Source organism: Ferrovibrio sp. (assembly GCF_046297595.1).
In the GTDB taxonomy this organism is placed as follows: domain Bacteria; phylum Pseudomonadota; class Alphaproteobacteria; order Ferrovibrionales; family Ferrovibrionaceae; genus Ferrovibrio.
Map to the genome: position 1 here is coordinate 82,596 of NZ_JBKBHT010000009.1, position 22,006 is coordinate 104,601.

At 64.3% G+C, this 22,006-nt stretch carries 23 protein-coding genes; 10 read left to right on the forward strand and 13 right to left on the reverse strand.

Going from position 1 to position 22,006, the window contains the following annotated elements; translation table 11 throughout:
• Positions 1–17: 17 nt before the first annotated feature.
• The 3 genes from gap to ACK4FJ_RS18815 are packed head-to-tail and all read left to right on the forward strand — an operon-like array spanning position 18 to position 3,341.
• Complete coding sequence (gene gap, locus ACK4FJ_RS18805; RefSeq protein WP_409768272.1) at positions 18–1,022, forward strand: type I glyceraldehyde-3-phosphate dehydrogenase; 1,005 nt, start codon at positions 18–20, stop codon at positions 1,020–1,022.
• A 24-nt stretch (positions 1,023–1,046) separates the two neighbouring features.
• Positions 1,047–2,243, forward strand: coding sequence for a phosphoglycerate kinase (locus tag ACK4FJ_RS18810; RefSeq protein WP_409768273.1), 1,197 nt, complete (start codon positions 1,047–1,049; stop codon positions 2,241–2,243).
• A gap of 60 nt (positions 2,244–2,303) precedes the next feature.
• Entirely contained in the window at positions 2,304–3,341 is a 1,038-nt protein-coding gene (locus ACK4FJ_RS18815) for a class I fructose-bisphosphate aldolase (protein WP_409768274.1), read from the forward strand.
• A 77-nt stretch (positions 3,342–3,418) separates the two neighbouring features.
• On the opposite strand, the gene ACK4FJ_RS18820 is transcribed toward ACK4FJ_RS18815, so the two are convergent.
• The 4 genes from ACK4FJ_RS18820 to ACK4FJ_RS18835 all read right to left on the reverse strand — a co-directional run bounded on the left by ACK4FJ_RS18820 (position 3,419) and on the right by ACK4FJ_RS18835 (position 6,277).
• Positions 3,419–3,892, reverse strand: a complete 474-nt coding sequence (locus ACK4FJ_RS18820) for an Hsp20 family protein (RefSeq protein WP_409768275.1) — start codon at positions 3,890–3,892, stop codon at positions 3,419–3,421.
• 167 nt (positions 3,893–4,059) lie between these two features.
• Positions 4,060–4,341 (reverse strand): hypothetical protein, encoded by a 282-nt coding sequence (locus ACK4FJ_RS18825; RefSeq protein ID WP_409768276.1) that lies wholly within the window; start codon positions 4,339–4,341, stop codon positions 4,060–4,062.
• A 165-nt stretch (positions 4,342–4,506) separates the two neighbouring features.
• Positions 4,507–4,734 carry a 50S ribosomal protein L31 gene (rpmE, locus tag ACK4FJ_RS18830; RefSeq protein WP_409768277.1) on the reverse strand — a complete coding sequence of 76 codons (228 nt, stop codon included), beginning with the start codon at positions 4,732–4,734 and terminating at the stop codon, positions 4,507–4,509.
• A gap of 148 nt (positions 4,735–4,882) precedes the next feature.
• Positions 4,883–6,277 (reverse strand): S1C family serine protease, encoded by a 1,395-nt coding sequence (locus ACK4FJ_RS18835; protein ID WP_409768278.1) that lies wholly within the window; start codon positions 6,275–6,277, stop codon positions 4,883–4,885.
• A 193-nt stretch (positions 6,278–6,470) separates the two neighbouring features.
• Between ACK4FJ_RS18835 and ACK4FJ_RS18840 the strand changes: the two genes are divergently transcribed.
• The gene (locus tag ACK4FJ_RS18840; protein ID WP_409768279.1) at positions 6,471–8,261 is read left to right on the forward strand and encodes an ABC transporter transmembrane domain-containing protein; all 1,791 of its coding nucleotides are present in this window, start codon (positions 6,471–6,473) and stop codon (positions 8,259–8,261) included.
• Positions 8,248–9,366, forward strand: coding sequence for an SMP-30/gluconolactonase/LRE family protein (locus ACK4FJ_RS18845; RefSeq protein ID WP_409768280.1), 1,119 nt, complete (start codon positions 8,248–8,250; stop codon positions 9,364–9,366). Before ACK4FJ_RS18840 ends, ACK4FJ_RS18845 begins: the two co-directional genes overlap by 14 nt.
• A gap of 13 nt (positions 9,367–9,379) precedes the next feature.
• On the opposite strand, the gene ACK4FJ_RS18850 is transcribed toward ACK4FJ_RS18845, so the two are convergent.
• The 8 genes from ACK4FJ_RS18850 to ACK4FJ_RS18885 all read right to left on the reverse strand — a co-directional run bounded on the left by ACK4FJ_RS18850 (position 9,380) and on the right by ACK4FJ_RS18885 (position 17,071).
• Entirely contained in the window at positions 9,380–9,847 is a 468-nt protein-coding gene (locus tag ACK4FJ_RS18850) for a DUF3574 domain-containing protein (RefSeq protein WP_409768281.1), read from the reverse strand.
• On the reverse strand, positions 9,848–10,918 hold the full coding sequence (locus ACK4FJ_RS18855; protein ID WP_409768282.1) for a peptidoglycan -binding protein: 1,071 nt from the start codon (positions 10,916–10,918) through the stop codon (positions 9,848–9,850). It abuts the gene before it with no gap.
• Between the two features lie 6 nt (positions 10,919–10,924).
• Complete coding sequence (locus ACK4FJ_RS18860) at positions 10,925–12,076, reverse strand: flagellar motor protein MotA (RefSeq protein ID WP_409768283.1); 1,152 nt, start codon at positions 12,074–12,076, stop codon at positions 10,925–10,927.
• A 148-nt stretch (positions 12,077–12,224) separates the two neighbouring features.
• Complete coding sequence (locus ACK4FJ_RS18865; RefSeq protein ID WP_409768284.1) at positions 12,225–12,527, reverse strand: OmpA family protein; 303 nt, start codon at positions 12,525–12,527, stop codon at positions 12,225–12,227.
• A gap of 912 nt (positions 12,528–13,439) precedes the next feature.
• The gene (locus ACK4FJ_RS18870; RefSeq protein ID WP_409768285.1) at positions 13,440–14,228 is read right to left on the reverse strand and encodes an inositol monophosphatase family protein; all 789 of its coding nucleotides are present in this window, start codon (positions 14,226–14,228) and stop codon (positions 13,440–13,442) included.
• Between the two features lie 36 nt (positions 14,229–14,264).
• Positions 14,265–14,936, reverse strand: a complete 672-nt coding sequence (gene thiE / locus ACK4FJ_RS18875; RefSeq protein WP_409768286.1) for a thiamine phosphate synthase — start codon at positions 14,934–14,936, stop codon at positions 14,265–14,267.
• A 3-nt stretch (positions 14,937–14,939) separates the two neighbouring features.
• Positions 14,940–15,734 carry an alpha/beta fold hydrolase gene (locus ACK4FJ_RS18880; protein ID WP_409768287.1) on the reverse strand — a complete coding sequence of 265 codons (795 nt, stop codon included), beginning with the start codon at positions 15,732–15,734 and terminating at the stop codon, positions 14,940–14,942.
• Between the two features lie 20 nt (positions 15,735–15,754).
• Positions 15,755–17,071, reverse strand: coding sequence for an O-acetylhomoserine aminocarboxypropyltransferase (locus ACK4FJ_RS18885; RefSeq protein ID WP_409768288.1), 1,317 nt, complete (start codon positions 17,069–17,071; stop codon positions 15,755–15,757).
• A 349-nt stretch (positions 17,072–17,420) separates the two neighbouring features.
• Between ACK4FJ_RS18885 and ACK4FJ_RS18890 the strand changes: the two genes are divergently transcribed.
• Together ACK4FJ_RS18890 and ACK4FJ_RS18895 are read left to right on the forward strand one after the other, a co-directional pair.
• Positions 17,421–18,035, forward strand: a complete 615-nt coding sequence (locus ACK4FJ_RS18890) for a TetR/AcrR family transcriptional regulator (protein WP_409768289.1) — start codon at positions 17,421–17,423, stop codon at positions 18,033–18,035.
• 39 nt (positions 18,036–18,074) lie between these two features.
• Complete coding sequence (locus tag ACK4FJ_RS18895; protein WP_409768290.1) at positions 18,075–18,557, forward strand: hypothetical protein; 483 nt, start codon at positions 18,075–18,077, stop codon at positions 18,555–18,557.
• An 18-nt stretch (positions 18,558–18,575) separates the two neighbouring features.
• Here the strand turns inward: ACK4FJ_RS18895 and ACK4FJ_RS18900 are convergent, their stop codons facing one another.
• On the reverse strand, positions 18,576–18,752 hold the full coding sequence (locus ACK4FJ_RS18900) for a DUF1192 family protein (protein WP_409768291.1): 177 nt from the start codon (positions 18,750–18,752) through the stop codon (positions 18,576–18,578).
• A gap of 132 nt (positions 18,753–18,884) precedes the next feature.
• Here ACK4FJ_RS18900 and ACK4FJ_RS18905 point away from each other — a divergent pair, with 132 nt between their 5' ends.
• The 3 genes from ACK4FJ_RS18905 (at position 18,885) to ACK4FJ_RS18915 (ending at position 21,996) form a co-directional block, all read left to right on the forward strand.
• On the forward strand, positions 18,885–19,880 hold the full coding sequence (locus ACK4FJ_RS18905; protein WP_409768292.1) for an NAD(P)H-quinone oxidoreductase: 996 nt from the start codon (positions 18,885–18,887) through the stop codon (positions 19,878–19,880).
• A 132-nt stretch (positions 19,881–20,012) separates the two neighbouring features.
• The gene (locus tag ACK4FJ_RS18910) at positions 20,013–20,666 is read left to right on the forward strand and encodes a DUF1013 domain-containing protein (protein ID WP_409768293.1); all 654 of its coding nucleotides are present in this window, start codon (positions 20,013–20,015) and stop codon (positions 20,664–20,666) included.
• Between the two features lie 355 nt (positions 20,667–21,021).
• Entirely contained in the window at positions 21,022–21,996 is a 975-nt protein-coding gene (locus tag ACK4FJ_RS18915) for an ABC transporter permease (RefSeq protein WP_409768294.1), read from the forward strand.
• Positions 21,997–22,006 lie beyond the last annotated feature (10 nt).

A 22,006-nucleotide genomic window follows, 5' to 3' on the forward strand; every position in this document is an offset into this window, starting at 1 on the left:
CATCGGAGAACAGAACCATGACGGTACGGGTTGCGATTAACGGTTTTGGCCGCATCGGCCGCAATGTGCTGCGCGCCATCATCGAGAACGGCCGCACGGACATCGAGGTGGTCGGCATCAACGATCTCGGCCCAGTCGAAACCAATGCCCACCTGTTCCGCTACGACAGCGTGCATGGCCGTTTCAATGGCGAGGTGAAGACCAAGGCCGATGCCATCGATGTGGGCCGCGGCTGGATCAAGGTTACCGCCGAGCGCGACCCGGCCAAGCTGCCGTGGAAAGAGCTGAACATCGATATCGCGATGGAATGCACCGGCATCTTCACCGACAAGGAGAAGGCTGCCCTGCACCTGACCGCCGGCGCGAAGAAGGTGCTGGTTTCGGCGCCCGCCACCAATGCCGACCTGACCGTGGTGTATGGCGTGAACCACGACAAGCTGAAGGCCGAACACACCGTGGTGTCGAATGCCTCCTGCACCACCAACTGCCTTGCTCCCGTGGCCTGGGTGCTGAACGAGACCGTCGGCATCGAAAAGGGCTACATGACCACGATCCATGCCTATACCGGCGACCAGCCGACGCTGGATACCATGCACAAGGATCTCTATCGCGCCCGCGCCGCCGCCCTGTCGATGATTCCCACCACCACCGGCGCCGCCAAGGCTGTCGGCCTGGTGCTGCCGGAACTGAAGGGCAAGCTGGACGGCACCGCGATCCGCGTGCCGACGCCGAATGTCTCGCTGATCGACTTCAAGTTCATCGCCAAGCGCAACACCACCGTTGAGGAAATCAACGAGGCGATGAAGAAGGCCGCCGCCGGCAAGCTGAAGGGCGTGCTGGGCATCAACGAGGCCCCGCTGGTCTCCAGCGATTTCAATCACAATCCGGCCAGCTCGACCTTCGACGTCAAGCAGACCCAGGTGATGGAAGGCAATCTGGTGCGCGTGCTGTCGTGGTACGACAACGAGTGGGGCTTCTCCAACCGTATGTCGGATACCGCGGTGGCGATGGCTAAGCTCTGAGCCAGACGCGAGGAGCCTGCAACCATGGCCCGTTTCCGCACGCTTGACGACGTCGACGTCGCCGGCAAGACGGTACTGACCCGCGTCGATCTGAACGTCCCGATGAAGGACGGCCGGATCACCGACGATCTGCGCATCAGCCGCATCCTGCCCACCCTGCATGAACTGTCGCGCAAGGGTGCCAAGGTGGTTGTGCTGTCGCATTTCGGCCGCCCGGATGGCAAGCCGGTGCCGGACATGTCGCTCAAACCGGTGGCTGCCGCCCTGGCCACCGCATTGGGCGCACCGGTCGGCTTCGCCGAGGACTGCATCGGCGACAACGCCAAGGCCGTGATCGACAAGCTGAAGCCCGGCGGCGTCGTGCTGCTGGAAAACACCCGTTTCCATGCGGCGGAGGAGAAGAACGACAGCGCGTTTGCCAAATCGATGGCTGCGCTGGGCGAGATATATGTCAACGACGCCTTTTCCTGCGCCCATCGCGCCCATGTCTCGACCGAGGCGCTGGCGCATCTGCTGCCGGCCTATGCCGGCCGCAACATGGAAGTGGAACTGAAGCATCTCGAAGCCGCCCTTGTAGCGCCCGAGAAGCCGGTGGCGGCCGTGATCGGCGGCGCCAAGGTGTCGACCAAGCTGGAACTGCTGGGCAACCTGCTGGGCAAGGTCGACAAGATCATCATCGGCGGTGGCATGGCGAACACCTTCCTGTTCGCCCAGGGCCGCGAGGTGGGCAAAAGCCTGTGCGAAAAGAACATGGCCGACACCGCACGCGACATCCTGCGCGACGCGGTCGCGCGTGGCTGCGCCGTGATCCTGCCCGATGATGTGGTGGTTGCCCGCGAGTTCAGGCCCGGCGCGCCCAGTAAGGTGGTGCCGGCGGACCGCGTTCCGGCCGACCAGATGATCCTGGATATCGGCCCGGTGGCGGCCGCCCGCCTGGGCACCATCCTGGCCGATTGCAAAACCCTGGTCTGGAACGGCCCGCTCGGCGCCTTCGAGACACCGCCCTTCGATGCCGGCACCGTAACCGTGGCGCGTACCGCCGCGGCGCTGACCGCCTCGGGCCGGCTGCTCAGCGTGGCCGGCGGCGGCGACACCGTGGCCGCCCTGCGTCATGCCGGCGTGGCGGAGGAATTCTCCTATGTCTCGACCGCCGGCGGCGCCTTCCTGGAATGGCTGGAAGGCAAGGAACTGCCGGGCGTGGCCGCGCTGGCGGCAAAATAACCACGTGCTAGACTCCCCCGGCATCGGGGAAAACGACAGAAGCTTTTGGGAGCTGACGAAATGAACCTCACCGAACTCAACAAGATCGCCAAGGGCATGGTCGCCACCGGCAAGGGCATCCTGGCCGCCGACGAAAGCACCGGCACCATCGAGAAGCGCTTTGCCAGCATCAGCGTTACCTCCACCGAGGAGAACCGCCGCGACTACCGCGAGATGCTGTTCACCGCCGCGGGCGCCGAGCAGTATATCTCCGGTGTCATCCTCTATGACGAAACCCTGCGCCAGAAGGCCAAGGACGGCACGCCGCTGGTCGACATCCTGAACAAGCGCGGCATCATCCCGGGCATCAAGGTCGACAAGGGCGTGCAGGCCCTGCCGGGCAGCGACGGCGAGAAGATCACCGAAGGCCTCGATGGCCTGGCCAAGCGCATGGCCGAATACCACCAGTTGGGCGCCCGCTTCGCCAAGTGGCGCGCGGTGCTGAGCATCGACGCCGCCACCGGCAAGCCGAGCCGCCAGTGCCTGGTTGCCAATGCCGAGGCGCTGGCCCGTTATGCCGGCATCTGCCAGGCCGCCAACATCGTGCCGATCGTCGAGCCGGAAATCCTGATGGATGGCGGGCACGACCTGGCCACCAGCTATGCCGCCACCGAACGCACCCTGCACACGGTGTTCGAGCAGCTGGCCCTGCATAACGTGGCCTTCGAAGGCATGATCCTGAAACCGAACATGGTGATCCAGGGCGAGCAGGCCAAGGTGCGCGCCAGCGTGGATGAAGTGGCCGACGCCACCGTGAAGGTGCTGCTGCGCTGCGTGCCGGCCGCCGTGCCGGGCATCGCCTTCCTCTCGGGCGGCCAGTCGGACGAGGATGCTTCGGCCCATCTGGGTGCCATGAACGCGCGCCATCCGAACCTGCCCTGGAAGCTGACCTTCTCCTACGGCCGCGCCCTGCAGGCCCTGCCGCTGAAGCTGTGGGGCGGCAAGGCCGCCAATGTGGCGAACGCGCAGAAGGGTTACCTGCATCGCGCCAGACTGAACGGCCTGGCCGCCGTGGGCAAATACGACCCGAAGCTGGAGCAGGAATTCAAGGCGGCCTGATCCCGCCTGAACCGCAAAAACAGACGGCCCCGGCAGCGATGCCGGGGCCGTTTTTGTTTCAAGATTTGAGGCGGCGCTTACGCGGCCTTGGGTTGAGCGTCGATCACGGTGGCGCCGACGGCATTGGCGTTGATCGGGATCTGGCGCGGCTTCTTGGCTTCCGGCACCTCGCGCTTCAGCGCGATATGCAGCAGGCCGTCATTCAGCTCGGCACCGACCACCTTGACCGTATCGGCCAGCTCGAAGCGGCGCTCGAAGGCACGGCGGGCAATGCCGCGATGCAGATAGGTCACTTCGCCATCGACGGGCTGCTCGACCGCCTTGCCGGTGACCAGCAGGCTGTTTTCCTTCACCGTCACCTCGAGTTCCTCGGGCTTGAAGCCGGCCACCGCCATGGTAATGCGGTAGGCGTCTTCGCCACGTTTCTCGATGTTGTAGGGCGGGTAGCCGGGCACGGCCTCTTCGGCGCGGTTGGCCAGTTCAAACAGTCGGTTCACATGGTCGAAGCCAATGCTGGACCGCAGCAGCGGGGCAAAGTCAAAAGCACGCATGGTGTCATCCTCCTTAAAGCGATGCATCCGGTTCACGATCCGCAACATTGCCGGATCGCCGTGATTGCCGGGCCCGCATGGGCGCCCGGTATGACAGGGATGTAGGAAGCGGAAAAGCCGGCTTCAAGAGGGCGATTAACCTCGGCCCTCCGCAGTCAGTCCGGAGGTCATCCGACCGTGATCGGATACCACTTGAACTCGGTCAGCGCGCGACCGCGCAGGATGTCGACCACATGTTTGGGACCGACGAATTCCGGCGCCAGGTTGATACCTTGGGCGGCCAGGACCAGGGTGGAATTCTTGAACAACGGCTTCATCGCGGCTAGGGAGCGCGCGGCCATCTCGTCGGTCGCGATGGCGGAATAGGATACGTAAATGACCGTGATGATCTCGTTGCCGAGCTTGATCGAGGCGGATTGATAGACCTGGGCCATCGGCGCGGTTCTCATTGCCTTTATGCGCGCTGTATCAGCCTGACTGGCATAGCAGCGGCTTCGTTAAGGAAGGATGAGGCCTGTTCGGATACAGCGCAATCAAGCCGGGCAACAAAAAAGCGGCCCGAAAGGGCCGCTTGTTGCCGCCGGGTATGCCCCGGCGAATAATCCGTCTGCGATTTACTTCTTCAGGCCGAAGCTGCCGAAGCGCTTCTTGAACTTGGCCACCTGGCCACCCGATTCGTTCAGGCGGGCCGGACCACCGGTCCAGGCCGGATGGGAGCTCGAGTCGATATCGAGCATCATGGTGTCGCCGGGCTTGCCCCAGGTCGAACGGGTCGTATAGACGGTCCCGTCGGTCATCTGCACCTTGATCTCGTGATAATCCGGATGGATATCGGCCTTCATGACTGCTCTCCTGGGCCAGCCTGGGGGATTGCCCGCCAGAAGCCCGAAAAAATCCTCAATGGGCGGGGGTTATAGCCAGAACCGCCCGGCCCCGCAAGGGCGGAAACCATGATCGGGCAGCTGGCCTACAAACCATTGATTAGAAATACTAATTCTGCGCCAGCCCCCGTCGCCAACGCTCGTAGGGGGCAGGATCGGTCAAATCCAGCCCCAGCTTGTCGAGTCCGTCCAGGATCGGGATGAACCCGTTCAGACTGGTATTCCGCAGGCTGCTATCCGAAGCCCAGCCGATGACTGCAATACCAACCGCATTCCCCTGCCGATCAAGCAAAGGGCCGCCGCTATTGCCGCCATGGATGGGAACATCGGCCTGGATCAGTTCGTAGGGCTGGCCCGGCGGTCGAGCCGGCCGCCAGGCACTGACCACGCCGCGAGTCACGGTCCAGGCCAGGGAGGTCATCTGCGGCGCCCCGATCGCATAAACTTCCTCGGCGACCCGGACGGGACTTTCACGGATCGGCAGCGTCGGATAGCCGCTGCCCTCCAGTTTGAGCAGGGCGACATCCCGCGCTTCATGCCGACGCAGCACTTCGCCGATGAGCGTGCGGCCAGATACCAGCCGAACCCGGACAAAGCGCTGGCCGCCCACCACATGCTGGTTGGTCAGCACCAGACCGTCTTCGGAAACCAGGAACCCGGAGCCATGCGAGCCTTCGCCCACTTCGATGAGCACCGTCGCGGCGCGAACTTGATCGATATGCCTGTCGATCGGCTGCGCCGATAATGACTGGCGCAGCAGTGGGCGCCGGGGCGCTGGAACTCCCGTACTGCCTGCCGCCGCCTCGCGCAGTGGATTCTGCGACACTATGGCGCGCAAACTCGCATCGGCCGCCACCTTGTTGGCGGTATCGGCGAAGGCATGCTGCACGAACAGATCGTAGTCGCCGGGCAAAGGAGACTTGCTTTCGAACACGCCCTCGACATCCCTCTGCCACACGACCTGACGGCGCAGCGGATCGTAAATCTGCCAGTTGACGGTTACGCGTAGCGTGCCGGATAGGTTGCCATCAGGCACGCCGGACCACGAATCGACATGCCGACAGAAATCGCCACTGATATTGCTGATGTTGGCACCGGCGAGGAAATCGGGCTGATCGCGCTGGCTGGTTTCGAACAGCGCGTTCGGGTTGCCGACAACGCGATAGCCATGCCCGTCAAATACCCGATAAAATATATCGTTATAGGCAACGGCATTCAGCAATTTGCGATCGCTGTCATAGTGCAGCTTGCTGTTGTAGTAGCAGGTCAGCGGCTTGAACCTGGCCTCGCCAATCACTGCGCCACGCGGCACCGTTGTTTGCACCCGGCTGAATCCGATCGGGCGCATATCGGGCTGAATGCCGCCATGGGCCTTTGCGGGCTCTATCACGGTGCCATCGGCCTGGGTCACCGCCCTGGCCTCTATAACCGGTGGCGCCGTCGCCACGCTGCGGCAGTTTGCGCAAAACAACGCCACACCGACCATAACAACGAACCGCCACATGGCACCCTCGCACCGCCTCTTCAATCATTTGATTCCTATACATGCAGTTAAAGAACATAAAGCGAAATATAGTCGATCATAAGAAGTACATACACTAGCATGCAGACTGGAATGCCTCTACATCGACCTGTCGCGTTGTGACACAGGGGTGCGGGAGCTATAACCGGCCTCTCTTCATTCTTTCGCCGAAACGATGTCCGACACCGCCGCCTCAGACCATAAACGCCCGTCCCTGAATTCCCTGCGCCGGATCATCGGTTTCGTTGCGCCCTATCGCTGGATGGTGGTGGGCGCGACCCTGGCGCTGGTGGTTGCCGCTGGCGCCGTGCTGGGCATCGGGCAGGCCATCCGTCGCGTGATCGATGTCGGCTTCGGCGACAGCACCGGCGCATACCTGGACCTGTATTTCGGCGCGCTGTTCGGTGTCGTCGCTGTGCTGGCAGTGGCCACCTTCGCGCGCTTCTACTGCGTCACCTGGCTGGGTGAACGTGTGGTGGCCGATATCCGCCGCACGCTCTATGCCCATGTGTTGAAACTCAGTCCGGCCTTCTTTGAAACCACCCGCACCGGCGAGGTCCTGTCCCGCCTCACCACCGACACCGAACTGATCCAGGCATTGATCGGCTCCTCGGTTTCGGTCGCGCTGCGCAACTTGCTCCTCTTTTTCGGCAGCGCCGCCCTGCTGGTGGTGACCTCGCCACGGCTGACGCTGCTGGTTGCCCTGGTGATTCCGCTCGTGGTGTTGCCCATCATAATCCTGGGCCGGCGATTGCGGCGGCTGTCGCGTGAAAGCCAGGACCGCATCGCCGACCTCTCGGCCCAGGCTGGCGAAACGCTGAACGCCATCACCACGGTACAGGCCTATACATACGAAACGCGCGAAGCCACCCGTTTCGCCGCCAATGCCGAGGCCGCCTTTGGCAGCGCCGTGCGCCGCATCCGCGCCCGAGCCTGGCTCACGGCCCTTGTCATGCTGCTGGTCTTCGGCGCGGTCAATGCCGTGATGTGGATCGGCGGCAAGGCAGTGTTTGCCGGCGAGATGTCGGCCGGCGAATTGTCGGCTTTCGTCTTCTATGCGGTGATCGGTGCTTCTTCGGTGGGTGCCTTGTCGGAAATCTGGGGCGATGTGCAGCGCGCCGCCGGCGCCACCGAGCGCCTGATGCAACTGCTCGCCACCGAGCCAACAGTCAAGACGCCCGACAATCCGGAACAGATCGCCAATCCGCCATCCGGCAGCCTGCAATTCGATGCCGTGCGGTTCCATTATCCGGCCCGACCGCAGACGCCGGCCGTCGATGGCTTGAGCCTCGACATCGCAGCCGGCGAGACAGTCGCCATCGTCGGCCCTTCCGGTGCCGGCAAGACCACCCTGTTCCAGCTTCTGCTGCGTTTCTACGATCCCGATGCCGGCCGCATCCTGTTCGACGGTATCGACATCGCGCGTCTCGACCCCGTGGCGCTGCGACGCCATATCGGTCTGGTGGCACAGGAACCGGTAATCTTCGGCGCCAGCGTGGCCGAGAATATCCGTTACGGCCGCCCCGAGGCGAGCGACGCCGAAATCCGCGCCGCCGCCGAAGCGGCCGCCGCCCATGGCTTCATCCAGGCGCTGCCGCAAGGCTACGACACCTATCTGGGCGAGCGCGGCGTGCGCCTCTCCGGCGGCCAGCGCCAGCGCATCGCCATTGCACGCGCCCTGCTGCGCGACCCGCCTGTGCTGCTGCTCGACGAGGCGACATCCTCGCTGGACGCGGAATCGGAAGGCAAGGTGCAGAGCGCGCTGGAACGCCTGATGCAGGGCCGCACGACCCTGGTGATCGCGCACCGCCTCGCCACCGTGCAGAAGGCCGACCGCATCGTGGTGATGGACCAGGGCCGCATCGTCGCCGCCGGCCGGCACGACAGCCTGATGGCGGAAGACGGCCTCTATGCCCGTCTCGCCCGCCTGCAATTCATGTCGGGACCGGCCAATGCCGCCGCGTAGCCGCCGCACGGACAAACCGCTGCAACGCGGCCTGATGCGCTTCTGGTGGCGCTTCATCCTCATCGCGCTGATCGCTTACGTCGGCTACACGATCTGGCTTGGCGGCGCTTACCGTGATGTCGAACCTTTCGTAGCCGGGCAGTGCATCGCGGTAACCGCGCCACCCGGCCCGGAAGACATGGCGATCCTGCCCGGCGGCCATGCGGCCATCATCTCGAGCCAGGACCGGCGCGACCGCGCGGCCCAGGGCGGCCTGTATCTCTATGACATGACCAGCCGGCCAGGTCGCTTCACACCGATCGCCCTCCCGCCGAACCTGCCTTTCCATCCCCACGGCATGAGCCTGTTCGCCGCGCCCGACGGCCAGGTTTTCCTGCAGGTGATCAATCACCGCGACGCCAAACGCCACACGGTGGAAATCTTCCTGCTGCAACTGGCTGCCGACGGCACGCCCACGGTGCGCCATCGCGGCAGCGTGAGCAGCGATCTGTTCGTGCATCCCAACGGCATCGCGGCGGTTGGGCCCGAGGCCTTCTATCTTACTAATGACCGCGGCAGCGGACCGGGCTGGATGCATATGGTGGAAAACCTGCTGCAGCTCAGCCGTTCGACCGTGGTCTATCACGATGGCCGCTTCGTCCGCGTGGTGGCGGAAGACATCGCCTTCGCCAATGGCGTGGAACTTTCCGCCGATGGCGGCACGCTGCTGACCGCCTCCACACTATGGCGCATGCTGATGACCTATGCGCGCGATCCGTCCAGCGGCATGCTACTGCGGACCGGCAGCCTGCCGCTGCCATTTGGCCCCGACAACATCCGTCGCGACGCCAATGGCGATCTCTGGGTTGCCGGCCATCCCAACGCTTTCGCCTTCATCGGCCACGCCATGAATGCTGAGAAGGAAAGCCCCGGCAAGGTGCTGCGCATCAGTCGAGACAATCGCGGCGCCACGCGGATGCAGGAAGTCTTTGCCGATCCTGGCACCCTGCTATCGGGCGCCAGCGTTGCGGTCCACCACCAGGGGCGATTGCTGATCGGTGCGGTATTCCAGTCCAGCCTGCTGGACTGCCAACTCGATCCAAACCAGTTCAAAGACGTAAATTAGGCACCGTAATAATTCAGAAGCGGTAACGCGCGCATTGATCGGCGCGCAGCACGCTCTCCTGCCGGAATCGCGTCTTATACTCGGCTGCAATGGCATCCAGCGCCTGATCGGATTCGCCATCACCTTCATGCAGCACCAGCAGGATATGGCTGTCTTCGCGCACAGCCGCGCCAGTTCGGGATGAGCGCCAGGCACCCTGGCCGGCCAGCAATGTGAACCCGTCCGGGAAACGCGGAACGATCACTTCATCGACGAAGCGGTCCCAGTCTGCCGCCTCGACCCTGCCCTGATCGGCGATGGCCGTACCGAAGAACAGGCTGCTGCTTTGCTGCCGGCACAATGCCAGCGGATTGAACCAAGCATAGGCAGCCGTCGCAACCAGCAGCATGAAAACGACACTGCTGAGCACCAGGGCAGCGACGACACGGGCCTGCAAGCTTCCGAGCCGCTCTCCGACCTTCAGGAAGGCTTCCTCGAACATTCAGCGTTCGGTGAGCTTGAGTTCGATACGGCGGTTGCGACGATAAGCGATCTGGTCGTCGCGCGCATCCAGCGGCTGAAACTCGCCGAAGCCCGTGGCAGCCAAACGCTCCACCGGCACGCCCTGACTGGCCAGGAACTTCACCACCGAGATGGCGCGCGCCGAGGAAAGCTCCCAATTCGAGGGGAATTGCGGCGTGCTGATCGGCAGCTTGTCGGTATGGCCGTCCACGCGCAGCACCCAGGGCAGGTCGCTCGGGATTTTGCTGCTGATCTCGATCAGGGTCTTGGCCAGCTTGGCGATCTGCTCGCGGCCTTCGGGTTTGAGTTCGGCCGAGGCCGAGTCGAACAGCACTTCCGACTGAAACACGAAGCGGTCGCCCACGATCTGGATGTCGCGGCGATTGCCCAGCGCCTGCCGCAGGCGGCCGAAAAACTCCGAACGGTAATTCACCAGTTCGTCGACCTTGCGGGCCAGCGCCGCGTTCAGCCGCTTGCCCAGATCGCTGATCTGCGCCTGATTGGCCTTGTCCTTGTCTTCACTCTCTTTGAGGATGCGTTCGATCTGCGCCATCTGTTCCCGCAATGCCGCAAGCTGGCGATTGAGCAGATCGATCTGGCTGCGCGCCTCGGCGGTCAGCCGCTTCTCCTGATCCAGTTGGCTGCTGCTGGAGACCAGCTTGCCCTGCAGGTCGACGATGATCTGTTGCTGCTGCGCAAGATTCTTCTCGGTCTCGTCGGCCCGGGCCTGGCTTTCGGCCAGCACGGCTGCCAGCTGGTCTCGTTCGGCATTCACACTGCTCAGCGTCGCCTGCAGATTGGAGAGGTCGAGCTGCAGCTTGGCGTTGCTGCTTTTTTCCAGCGACAATTGCTCGACCAGCCCGGCCAGTTCGCTGCGCAAGGCATCAATGGCCTTGTCGCGGCCCGAAATCGCATTGGCGAGGAAGAACTGCACCAGGATGAATACCGCGAGAACGAAAACGACAACCATCAGCAGTGTCGACAGCACGTCGACATAGCCGGGCCATGCTCCGGCACTCTGATGGTCGTTACGCCGGCGGCTCAGCGCCATGATGGATCAGCCCTGCCGCCGCGGCGCATCCGCCATGGCCGCGATGGTGCGCGACAGCAGCTTGATCTCGGCGCGCATGTCGTCGACCAGTTTGGCCCGCCCCTGGGCGGCGTCGTCGAGCAGGCGGTTCAGCAGGATGTCGATGTTGCGCAAGTGCCCACGGCTGGCGGCATCGAAACTGCCGCTTTCCGCATTCTGCGCCAGCTTGGCCATGATCGGCTTCATTTCGATCTGGTGTTCCGTGAGCTTCAGCAGCAGTCCCTGTTCGGCGCGCATCTGCTCGGTTAACAGGCTCAGCTTTTCGTTCAACTGCATCAGCGCGGCGCCGCTCTGGCTGCGGTTCTCCTCACCGCGCGCCATGGTGCGCTGCAGGTTATCGAGGCTGTCCGCCGTCTGCTCCAGCAGGGCCTGCACATAGGCCGGCACCGACTGGTCGCCATCCGACACGGCCCCGCCGCCCACACGGGTGAAGCTAGCCAGCCATTCTTCGAGGTCGTTGTAAAAGCGGTTTTGCGCCTGACCGGCCTGCAGGTCGAGGAAACCGAGGATCAGAGAACCGGCCAAACCCATGAGCGAGGTCGAGAATGCCAGTCCCATGCCGGCCAGCGGTGTCTCCAGACCGCCCTTGAGCTTGGAGAACAGCACGTTGATGTCGTCATTGCTGTTCAGCGACAGGGCGTTGATGGTGTCGCTGACGCCGGTGATGGTTTCGAGCAGGCCCCAGAAGGTGCCAAGCAGGCCGAGGAACACCATCAGGCCGATGAAATAGCGCGAGATGTCGCGCGCTTCATCCAGTCGCGAACCGACGGAATCAAGCAGTGCCCGCGTGGCGGCGGCCGACAGCGAGCCCCGCGGCCCGCGATTGGCCAGCATGCGCGCCAGCGGCCCGAGCAGCGTAGAGGGTTCGCCGACCGCACCGGCAGCCGCACCGCGCTGCGCTTTCTGCCACGCCTCGACCCAGTTCACTTCCTGGCCGACGATCCAGACCTGGCGGAAGGCATAAAGAATGCCGATCACCAGAACCGCGGCGATCAGGCCGTTCAGTGCCGGATTGGCCATGAAGGCGCGCAGCAGCGCCGCATGCAGAACCGCGATCACCGCGCCGACTGCGATGAGGAATGCGATCATGCGAAACAGAAAACGGCCAGGCTTGGTCATGCGGTCCATCCTTCCGTCTCTGCCGTAAGGAGCGAATACGGCATTTTCACGGCGGTAAACCCGTCGCGCAGACAGGCAAGCGAATCAATTTCCCTGGCTCCAATCATCGCTTAAGCGATGGAGACCGATCAACCCGAAGCTTGGATGATCAGCGGCCCGGTGGTACGACCTCGACGCGATCAGGCGCCGAGCCGTCGGTCGGAACACCGAGGGCGCGGACATCGATCCGGGTCGAGCGGATGCCCTTGTCGATCAGGTATTGCCGCACGGCCAGGGCACGGGTGAGCGACAGGCGACGGGCGCCGCTGCCGCCATCGCCGACGGTGTTGGCGGCATAGGCGCGGACCTGCAGGCGCTCCTCGTTGCCGGCGAATTGCCGGATCAGCCCGTCCAGAGCTGCCAGATCGCCTGCCGGCAATTCACCCTGGTCGGGCTGAAACGGAATAGTCACGATTCCGCCTTGCGCCGCAGGCGCAGGCTTCGGCGCCACAACGGCACTTTGCTGGGTCGCCGCATTCGGAGCCGGAGTGGCTGGGGCCACGGGGGCGGTCGCCATCTGCTGGGGCGCCGGCGTCTGCTGTGGGGCTGGCGTGGTGGCCGCGGCTGCCGGCGCTGGTGCCGTCGTTGACGGCGGAGCGGCAGGCGCCGTGGCCGGCGCAGCATCCGGGGCTGCGGGCGCGGGAACGGCGGGCACGGAAACGACTGGAGCGGCCGGCGTGACAGGCTGAGGTGCACCAGGGACAGCCGGCGCGGGAATGGCGGAAGGTGCGGTTGCCGTACCGGACTCAGACAGGCCGGGGGCCGGGGCCGCAGGTACGGTCGCCGCGGAGGCGGCTGGCACATCGGTCTTCGGCATATCGGTCTTCGGGGCAGGCTGCGCTGCCGCAACCGACGGACGGGACGGACTCGCCGCTCGCGGCCGGGCTGGCGCCGGTCGCGACGGGGTGGTTTCGCCCAGCAAGGGGACGGGGCCAGAAGCGGCGGACGCCGCCGCTGCCCTGGATGGCGCAGGACGGCCTGTGGCACCCAGCAGCGGCTTGCGGCTCTCGCCGCCGGCAGCGGCACCATTCACGCCGAATGGATTTCCACTGCCAAGCTGGTCCAGCGCCTGCAGATTGATCTGGACATTACCGCTGCCGATCATGGTCTGGGCCTGAGCGCCAGGCGCGGCAAGGACAAGCGCCAGCGACGCTGCGGCAAACGATAGCGTAAGCGGCCTGGCAGCCATCGATGTTCCCCCTGCCCCGGTGATCCCGTTCTGCCGCAAACGATAGCCGAGGCTGCCGAATCCGACAACCCGGCTGACCATATATCACATACGGGATTTCAATGGGTTGCGCGGCACGGGGCCGCACGGCGCGCCTTATTTGGTCAGCAGCTTGCGCAGGGGTGCATGCAGCACATCGTTGGCGGCAACGATGCCGCCGGTGGACAGCATCTGGTCGCCGCCGGCCAGATCGGTGACCATGCCGCCAGCTTCGCGCACCAGCACGATGCCGGCCGCCATGTCCCAGGCCGAGAGGCCGGATTCCCAGAAGCCGTCGAACCGCCCCGCCGCGACATAACACAGGTCCAGCGCGGCCGCGCCCATGCGGCGGATGCCGGCCACTTCCGGCATGATGGTTGTCAGGTCCTTCACGAAGGCGGCATGGCCGGGCCGGCCATGGAACGGGATGCCGGTGCCGAACACCGCCTCGGTCAGCTTGCGCCGCGCGGAGACGCGCAGGCGCCGCTCGTTCACATAGGCGCCGACGCCTTTCTCGGCCCAGAACAGTTCGTCGCGCACCACATCCAGCACGATGCCGGCGATCAGTTCATCTTCACGCTTTACGCCGACCGAAATGGCGAAATGCGGAATCCCGTGCAGGAAGTTGGTGGTGCCGTCCAGCGGATCGATGATCCAGTAGCTCTTGCCGTCCTTCGCCTCGATCCGGCCGCCTTCTTCCATGATGAAGCCGAAATCCGGCCGCAGCTTGGCCAGTTCCTGCTGCAGGATCTTCTCCGCCTTGCGGTCGGCGGCAGAGACGAAATCCGCCGGGCCTTTCTTGGAGACCTGGAGATGTTCGACTTCGTTGAAATCGCGGATCAGGCTGCGCTGCGCTTTACGCGCCGCGTTCGCCATCGCATTGATCAGGGCGGATCGCAGGGCCATTGATTTTAAGCTCGTCTGGAAAGGGGGCGGACCCTATCAGCGCCGGCCATGCTTGGCAATCGCCCGGTTGAAGGCCGCAACGGCCGCCGCCGGCCCCTCGGGATGGCGCCAGACCCCGGCCAAAACCGCCAGGAAATCGGCTCCGGCCTCGATCAGCGGGGGGCAGTTTTCCACCGTGATGCCGCCGATGGCCACACAGGGCACCTCCATCAGTTCCGACCACCAGGCCAGGATTTCCGGTTCTGCCCGGGTCTTGGGCTGTTTGGTGTCGGTCGGGAAAAACGCCCCGAAGGCGACGTAATCGGCGCCGGCCTCGGCCGCCTCCATCGCCAGGTGGCGCGAATTGTGACAGGTGACGCCGACGATGCGGTCGGGTCCCAGAATGCGGCGCGCCTCTTCATAGGAGGCATCCTCCTGCCCCACATGCACGCCATCGGCTCCCAGCTTGATGGCAAGGTCCGGCCGGTCGTTGATCAGCAGGGCCACGTCATGCGCGTGGCAGACCGGCAGCAAAGCCTCGGCCGCACGACGGAACGCATTGTCGGACGCCGTCTGCTCGCCATCCTTCAGGCGCAGTTGCAGGCAGGCGACGTCGCCGCCGCCCAAAGCGGCCTTCAGGTCTTCGGCAAACGCCTTCGGTTCGATAACGGGCGGCGTGATCAGATACAGCCGCTGCCCGGGTTTACTCTGTTCTGCAGTCTTGCTCATGCGTCAGCCGGCAATGAAGCTCTTGAGCGCGTCCAGCGTCTCATCCGGGCGTTCGCCCATCATCATGTGGCCGCAGGCGGGCAGCACATCGATGCGCCCCTGCCTGAATTCCTTGGCCCAGCCGCGCGCGGCGCGCAGCGGCGTCATGATGTCGCGCTCGCCGGCCAGGATCTGCGCCGGGCAATCGATGGCAGCCACGGCCGCCTTGCCGTTCTGATAGGCGTTACACAGCCGGAAACCCAGGGCCAGTACTTCGCGCGGTGCCCGGTCGACCAGCCGGATACTGTCGGCCAGCAGATACAGGCCCGGTACGCGGTTGCCGCCAAGCTGGTTCTTTTTGGCAATCATCCAGTCGTTCATCAGTTCGACGACCGTGTAATCGCCGCTGTCGGCCAGAGCCTGCAGGTCCGGGTTGACTGCCATCGGGAGGGCGAAGCCGAGCAGCGAGATTTTCGACACGCGGTCAGGATGGCGCGAGGCCGTCTCCAGCGCGATCAATGCGCCCATCGAATGGCCGACCAGCGCCGCCTGCTTGACTCCAGCGGCATCCAGCAGTTTCGGCATCCAGTCGGCAAAAGCCTCGACGCTGTCGAGCATCGGCCCTTCCGAGCGGCCATTGCCCGGCAGGTCGAGCGCCAGCACCGAGAAGCCGTGATAGGCGAACCAGCGCGTCTGCAACGCCCAGACCGTATGGTCGCAGGCATTGCCATGGATGAACACCACGGCTGGCTTGGCCGGATCGAATGGCTTGCCGCCGGTGGCGGCAAAAATGCGTTTGCCCGCTACATCGAGCCACATCGTGACGCTTCCCCTGTTTCTTATTCCGCTGCAGCGGGTTTGGCCGCTTTCTGCGCGGCACGCAGGGCCTGGTTCAGATCGTCGAGCAGATCCTGCGGGTCTTCCAGGCCGATGGACAGGCGCACCAGCTCCTCGCCGATGCCCGCAGCCTTCAGTTCGGCAGCGGACATCTGCTGGTGCGTGGTGCTGGCCGGATGGATCACCAGCGACTTGGCATCGCCCACATTGGCCAGATGCGAGAATATCTGCAGCGTCTCGATCAGCGCGCGCCCGGCCTCGCGGCCGCCTTTCACGCCGAAGCTGAAGATCGCGCCGGCGCCCTTGGGCAGCAGGCGCTTGGCCAGCTCGTGGTCCGGGTGCTCGGGCAGATCGGGATACGAGACCCATTCCACGGCCGGATGGGATTTCAGGAACGCGGCTACCTTGCGGGCGTTTTCCACGTGGCGCGCCATGCGCAGATGCAGCGTCTCCACGCCCTGCAGCAGGTGGAAGGCATTGGTGGGCGACAGGCAGGCACCGAAATCGCGCAGGCCCTCGGCACGCGCCCGCATGATGAAAGCGGCAGGGCCGAATTCCTCGGCGAAATCGAGGCCGTGATAGCCGGCATAGGGTTCGGTGAGCGTCGGGAACTTGCCCGAGGCTTCCCAGTCGAAGCGGCCGGAATCGATCAGTGCGCCGCCGATGGCCACGCCATGGCCGCCGAGGAATTTCGTGGCCGAATGCATCACCAGATCGGCACCATGCTCGAAGCCGCGGAACAGGTACGGCGTGGCGAAAGTGCAATCCAGCATCAGCGGCAGACCGGCATCATGGGCGATCTTCGCCACGGCCGGTACATCCAGCACCTCCAGGCCCGGATTGCCGAGGATCTCGCCGAAGACCAGCCGGGTTTCCGGCCTGATCGCGGCCTGCCAGGCCTTCAGGTCGCGCGGATCGACGAAGGTGGTGGTGATGCCGAAACGCGGCAGGGTATGGACCAGGATGTTGTAGCTGCCGCCATAGATGTTGCGCGAGGCGACGATATGGCCGCCCTGCCCCATCAGGGTGACGATGGCCAGATGCAGGGCCGCCTGGCCACTTGCGGTGCAGACCGCGCCGACGCCGCCTTCAAGTGCCGCCAGCCGCTCTTCCAGTACCGCCACCGTGGGATTGGAAATGCGCGAATAGATATGGCCGCCGCGTTCCAGGTTGAACAACGCCGCCGCATGATCGGTATCGCGGAAAACGTAGGAGGTGGTCTGGTAGATCGGCACGGCGCGGGCGCCGGTGGCTGGATCGGGCTGCTGGCCGGCATGCAGACTGAGCGTGTCGAACCGGAAGAATTTCGGCCCCAGCATTGGTTCACTCCCTGACCGTTATCGCGGCCAGCATAGGCAACCGCGGCGGCCATAAAAAGTGGGCCGCCTCTTCCTTGCGGAGGAGACGACCCAAAATTTCTGCCTCAAACCTCGAAACTGCGGCGATTAATCCATGCCGCCCGAACTCAAGTCAAGCAGATGTAACAATCTGTTTCAGGCACGCAAAAAACGGCCGCCGGACAGGCCGGCGGCCGAGGTCAAAACCAACAGGGAGGAAACTATGACCGTGACCAACTGTAATCGCGGGACCAGCATGCCCGGTCTCACTTAAGATTTCGTGAAACCGGCCCGATCCTGTATGGTCGCGCTGATGACAAAATCAGGGTCTGTGTCACAAACTGCCGCGGCCGGGCCGGATTCCGCCGAAACCGGCACCGTGCAGGATCGCCTGCTGGATGCCGCCCTGGTCTGCTTCCGGCGCATGGGCGGCAAGAGAACCCGGATCGAGGATATCGCCGCCGAAGCCGGGCTCGCCCGCACCGCGGTCTACCGCTACTACCCCAACAAACGCGCCATCGTGGCCGCCCTGGCGACGCGCTGGCTAGCCGAGGACGAGACCCGGCTGGCCGAGATCGCCCGCGACCACGGCCGCAGTCCGGCTACCCGCCTGCAGGCTTTTCTGCTGGCCGATGCCGAAGCCACGCGGCGTTACCTGGCCGATGCCTGCCTGGTCGAAGTGCTTGACGAAGTTATTGAAAATCTTAAGGCGATCCTGCTGCAGCATCGCTCCCATGTGCGCCGGCACCTGGCCGGCCTGCTGGCCGAGGGCAGCGCGGCGGGGGTATTCCGGGCCGACCCTGCCGATGCCATGGCCCAGACCATCGACGACCTGATGGCCCGGTTTCATGACCTGCGTCTGGCCGCCGACCTGGACAAGACGGCGTGGCGGGACCGGGCGAGTGCCGCCATAGATAACCTGATGCGGGCCATTCGCAGCCGTTAATGATTTGACATGTGACATTTTTTGTCATATGTCTTTCGCATGTCGCCGATCCAGAAGACCGTCACCCGCCAATTCATGGGCGCCATGCTCGCCGTCTCGGCCTTTTTGGCGCGGCGGCCGGGTCTGCAACCCCTGAGCTTTGCCTGGTCGCGAGCCCTGGCTAGCCTGGCCATCCGGCGCAAACGGATCGGCCCCGCCGCCGACCTGCAGGCGCTGGGCCGCGCCTGGCAGAGCAGCTTCCCCTCGGCCAGGCAGATCCCAGTCGAGAGAATCGCCGGGGATACCGTCTATGCCCGCATCGAAACGCGCTGCCCGCTGCGCGGCAGCGGCGCCACGACGGCCTGCTGGCGGATGATGGAATACGATCGTGCGGTGGCCCGCGCCGCCGGTGGGCAGTTCGTGGTGCTGCAAAGCCAGGCGGAGCCCGGTGTCACGGTTTGCCGCGTTGCCTTGCAACGGACTGCAGCGACGACGAATGACTTGGTGCCGGCGCATATCCGGGCACCGGAGCCGGCACGATGATTATCTTCTAGAGAATGATTATTTCTTGAAGAAGGTATCGGCGGCGCCGCGTGCCGCCTGCTTCTGTCTGATCACACTGCGGATCGTGACGATTTCGCTCTCCAGCAGCTCAATCCTCGCTTCAAGATCCTCGATCGACATCACGTCGAATTTCACCGGTTGCGGCTTACGTGATTCTGCCTCGTCCCAATCCATGCCGCCCTCCCGTCTCGCTTTGGCGTCATCCTAGCCTCAGGCTGCCGGGCGAACAATTTGCTTTTGCCTGTGCTTGCCGATGCGGCAGCGGACGGCTAGACCAGCAAGGTCATCCAGCTCCGGGAGATTCCGATGTTGCCGCAGACCATGACCGTGATCGAGATCAGCCAGCCTGGCGGGCCCGAGGTGCTGAAACCGGCCGAACGGCCGCTGCCACAGCCGGCCGAGGGCGAGGTGCTGATCAGGGTGCATGCGGCCGGCGTGAACCGGCCCGATGTGCTGCAACGGTCCGGCATGTATCCGCCGCCGCCCGGCGCGCCGGATTATCCCGGCTTGGAAGTGGCCGGCGAAATCGCGGCACTGGGCAAAAACGTCGGGCGCTGGAAAATCGGCGACAAAGTTTGCGCCCTGGTGGCCGGCGGTGGCTATGCCACCTATTGCGTGGCGCCGGCCGAGCAATGCCTGCCGGTGCCACAGGGCCTCGACATGGCCGAAGCCGCCGCCCTGCCGGAAAACTGGTTCACCGTGTGGACCAACATCGCCGACCGCGGCGCGCTGAAACCGGGCGAGAGCATCCTGATCCATGGCGGCGCCTCGGGCATCGGCGTCGCCGCCATCCAGCTGGCCAGGCTGCTGGGTGCGACGAAAATCTACGCCACCGCCGGCACCGACGAGAAATGCAAGTTCTGCGAAAGCATCGGCGCCACCAAGGCGATCAACTACAAGACAGAGGATTTCGCCGCCCGCATCCAGGAGCTGACCGGCGGCAAGGGCGTCGACGTGATCCTCGACATGGTGGGCGGCAGGTATTTCACACCCAATGTCAAAAGCCTGGCCGAGGACGGCCGGCTGGTGATCATCGCGGTGCAGGGCGGCCCGAAGGGCGAGGGCGACCTGAGCGTGGTGATGCGCAAGCGGCTGACCGTGACCGGTTCAACCCTGCGGCCCCGCCCCGTGGCCTTCAAGGCGGCCATTGCCCGGGCACTGGAGGAGACGGTCTGGCCGGCCTTCGCCAAAGGCGAGCTGAAAGCCGTGATAGACTCCCGTTTTCCGCTGGAACAGGCCGCTGCCGCCCATGCCCGGATCGACCATGCCGACCATGTCGGCAAGGTACTGCTAACCGTTTGAAGAAAAACAAATAACGGTTCAAAGCCGGGGTGGTTGCGCCCGGGGGGCGATCCACTATATTGTCGCGCGATTTTATCTGAGCCCCGCGGGCGGCCCCTGAAGCCGGCCGGCCGCAATAAGAGGATATTGCCCATGGCATTGCCGTTGATGCCGAAAGCCACCGCCGTGTGGCTGATCGACAATACCAAACTGACCTTCGACCAGATCGCCCGGTTCTGCGGTCTGCATGTGCTTGAGGTCAAGGGCATCGCCGATGGCGAAGTGGCCGTCGGCATCGTCGGCCTCGATCCGGTGGCCAATGGTCAGATCGCACCAGGCGAAATCGAGCGTTGCGAGAAAGATCCCGCCGCCGACCTCAAGCTGCTCGAACCAACCGTGCCGGTGCAGCGTCAGAAGACCAAGGGCGCGAAATACACCCCGCTGTCCAAGCGCCAGGATCGCCCCGACGCCATCGCCTGGCTGCTGAAGTATCATCCGGAAGTGCCGGATGCGCAGGTGCAGAAGCTGCTCGGCACCACCAAGGCCACCATCGACTCCGTGCGCAACCGCACGCACTGGAACCACGTCAACATCAAGCCGCGCGATCCGGTTTCGCTGGGCATCTGCAGCCAGACCGAACTCGACCGCGTGCTGATCCTGGCCGCCAAGCGCCGCGAGAACAAGGAAAAGCGCGAGGCTCGCGAAGCCCGCAAGGCCGCGCGCGCCGAAGCATCACCGGCCACGGAAACCCAGCCGGAACCGCCGGCGGAAACCACGCCCGATATGCAGCCGTCCAGCGACGAGTAATCTCTTTTTCCGCATATCCCATGCACGCCGCCGGTTTCACCACCGGCGGCGTTCTTGTTTGCGGGCCTAATGCGGCATATCCGCCGCCGATTACAACCGCGCAGCCCGATGGACAATCGCGCTGCGTGCCGCCGGAATGGCGCGGCACGTTAAAGCCATGTCGCCGTGTTATCAGGTCATTCTCTCGCATTGCGGCAACACGCCCAATCGTCAGGCAAACCAGCATCTTTGCGGCTTCGCAGCGCAAGAAGGTCTAGGCACTGCTACTGGTTTCCGCTATAGGCTGATCGGAACAAGCCGGATCAACGACCATGAATTGGCGCCGGCGTAACCAGTGTCGGGGCGTTTCTAACTCATGCTCGTATTCATCATCCGACGACTGATGCAGGCCGCCCTCGTGGTGGCCGTCATGTCGGTGCTGGTCTTCGTCGGCATCTACATGATCGGCGACCCGCTGGCGATCCTGGTCAGCCCCGAGGCGACCGAGTTGGATCGCGAGGCGATCGCCCGTTCGCTCGGCCTCGACCGTCCGATGTGGGAGCAGTATCTCGCTTTCGTCTCCTCGGCCATGCAGGGCGATTTCGGCAAGTCCTTCGTCTTCGGCCAGCCCGCCATCGGCCTGATCCTGGAACGCATGCCGGCCACGCTGGAACTTGCCATCATCGCCACCTTCATGTCGGTCGTGATCGGCGTGCCGCTGGGCCTCTATGCCGGACTGCGTCACGAAACCGTGGCCGCACGGGCAATCATGGCCGGTTCGGTGCTGGGCTTCAGCCTGCCGAATTTCTGGGTCGGCCTGATGCTGATCATGGTCTTCGCCGTACAACTCGGCTGGCTGCCGGCTTCCGGCCGCGGCCCCACCGTGGAAATCTTCGGCATCCATCTCAGCTTCCTCACGCTGGAAGGCTGGAAATACCTGGCGTTGCCCGCGCTTACGCTCGGCCTGTCGAAATGCGCGTTGATCGTGCGCCTGGCCCGCGCCACCGCGCGCGAAGTGATGCTGATGGATTTCGTGAAATTCGCCCGTGCCAAGGGCCTGAACGAAAAGCGCGTGATCGGCGTGCATATCCTGAAGAACATCATGGTGCCGATCACCACCGTCACCGGCCTGGAACTGGGCACCCTGATTGCCTTCGCCGTGATCACCGAAACGATCTTCTCCTGGCCCGGCATGGGCAAGCTGCTGATCGACTCCATCGTGCATCTCGACCGCCCGGTGGTGGTGGCCTACCTGATCGTCGTCGTCCTGCTGCTGGTGCTGATCAGCCTGATCGTCGATATCCTTTATTCCGTGCTCGATCCGCGTGTGCGGCTCGGCGACGCGAAGTAACCGGGGGCGC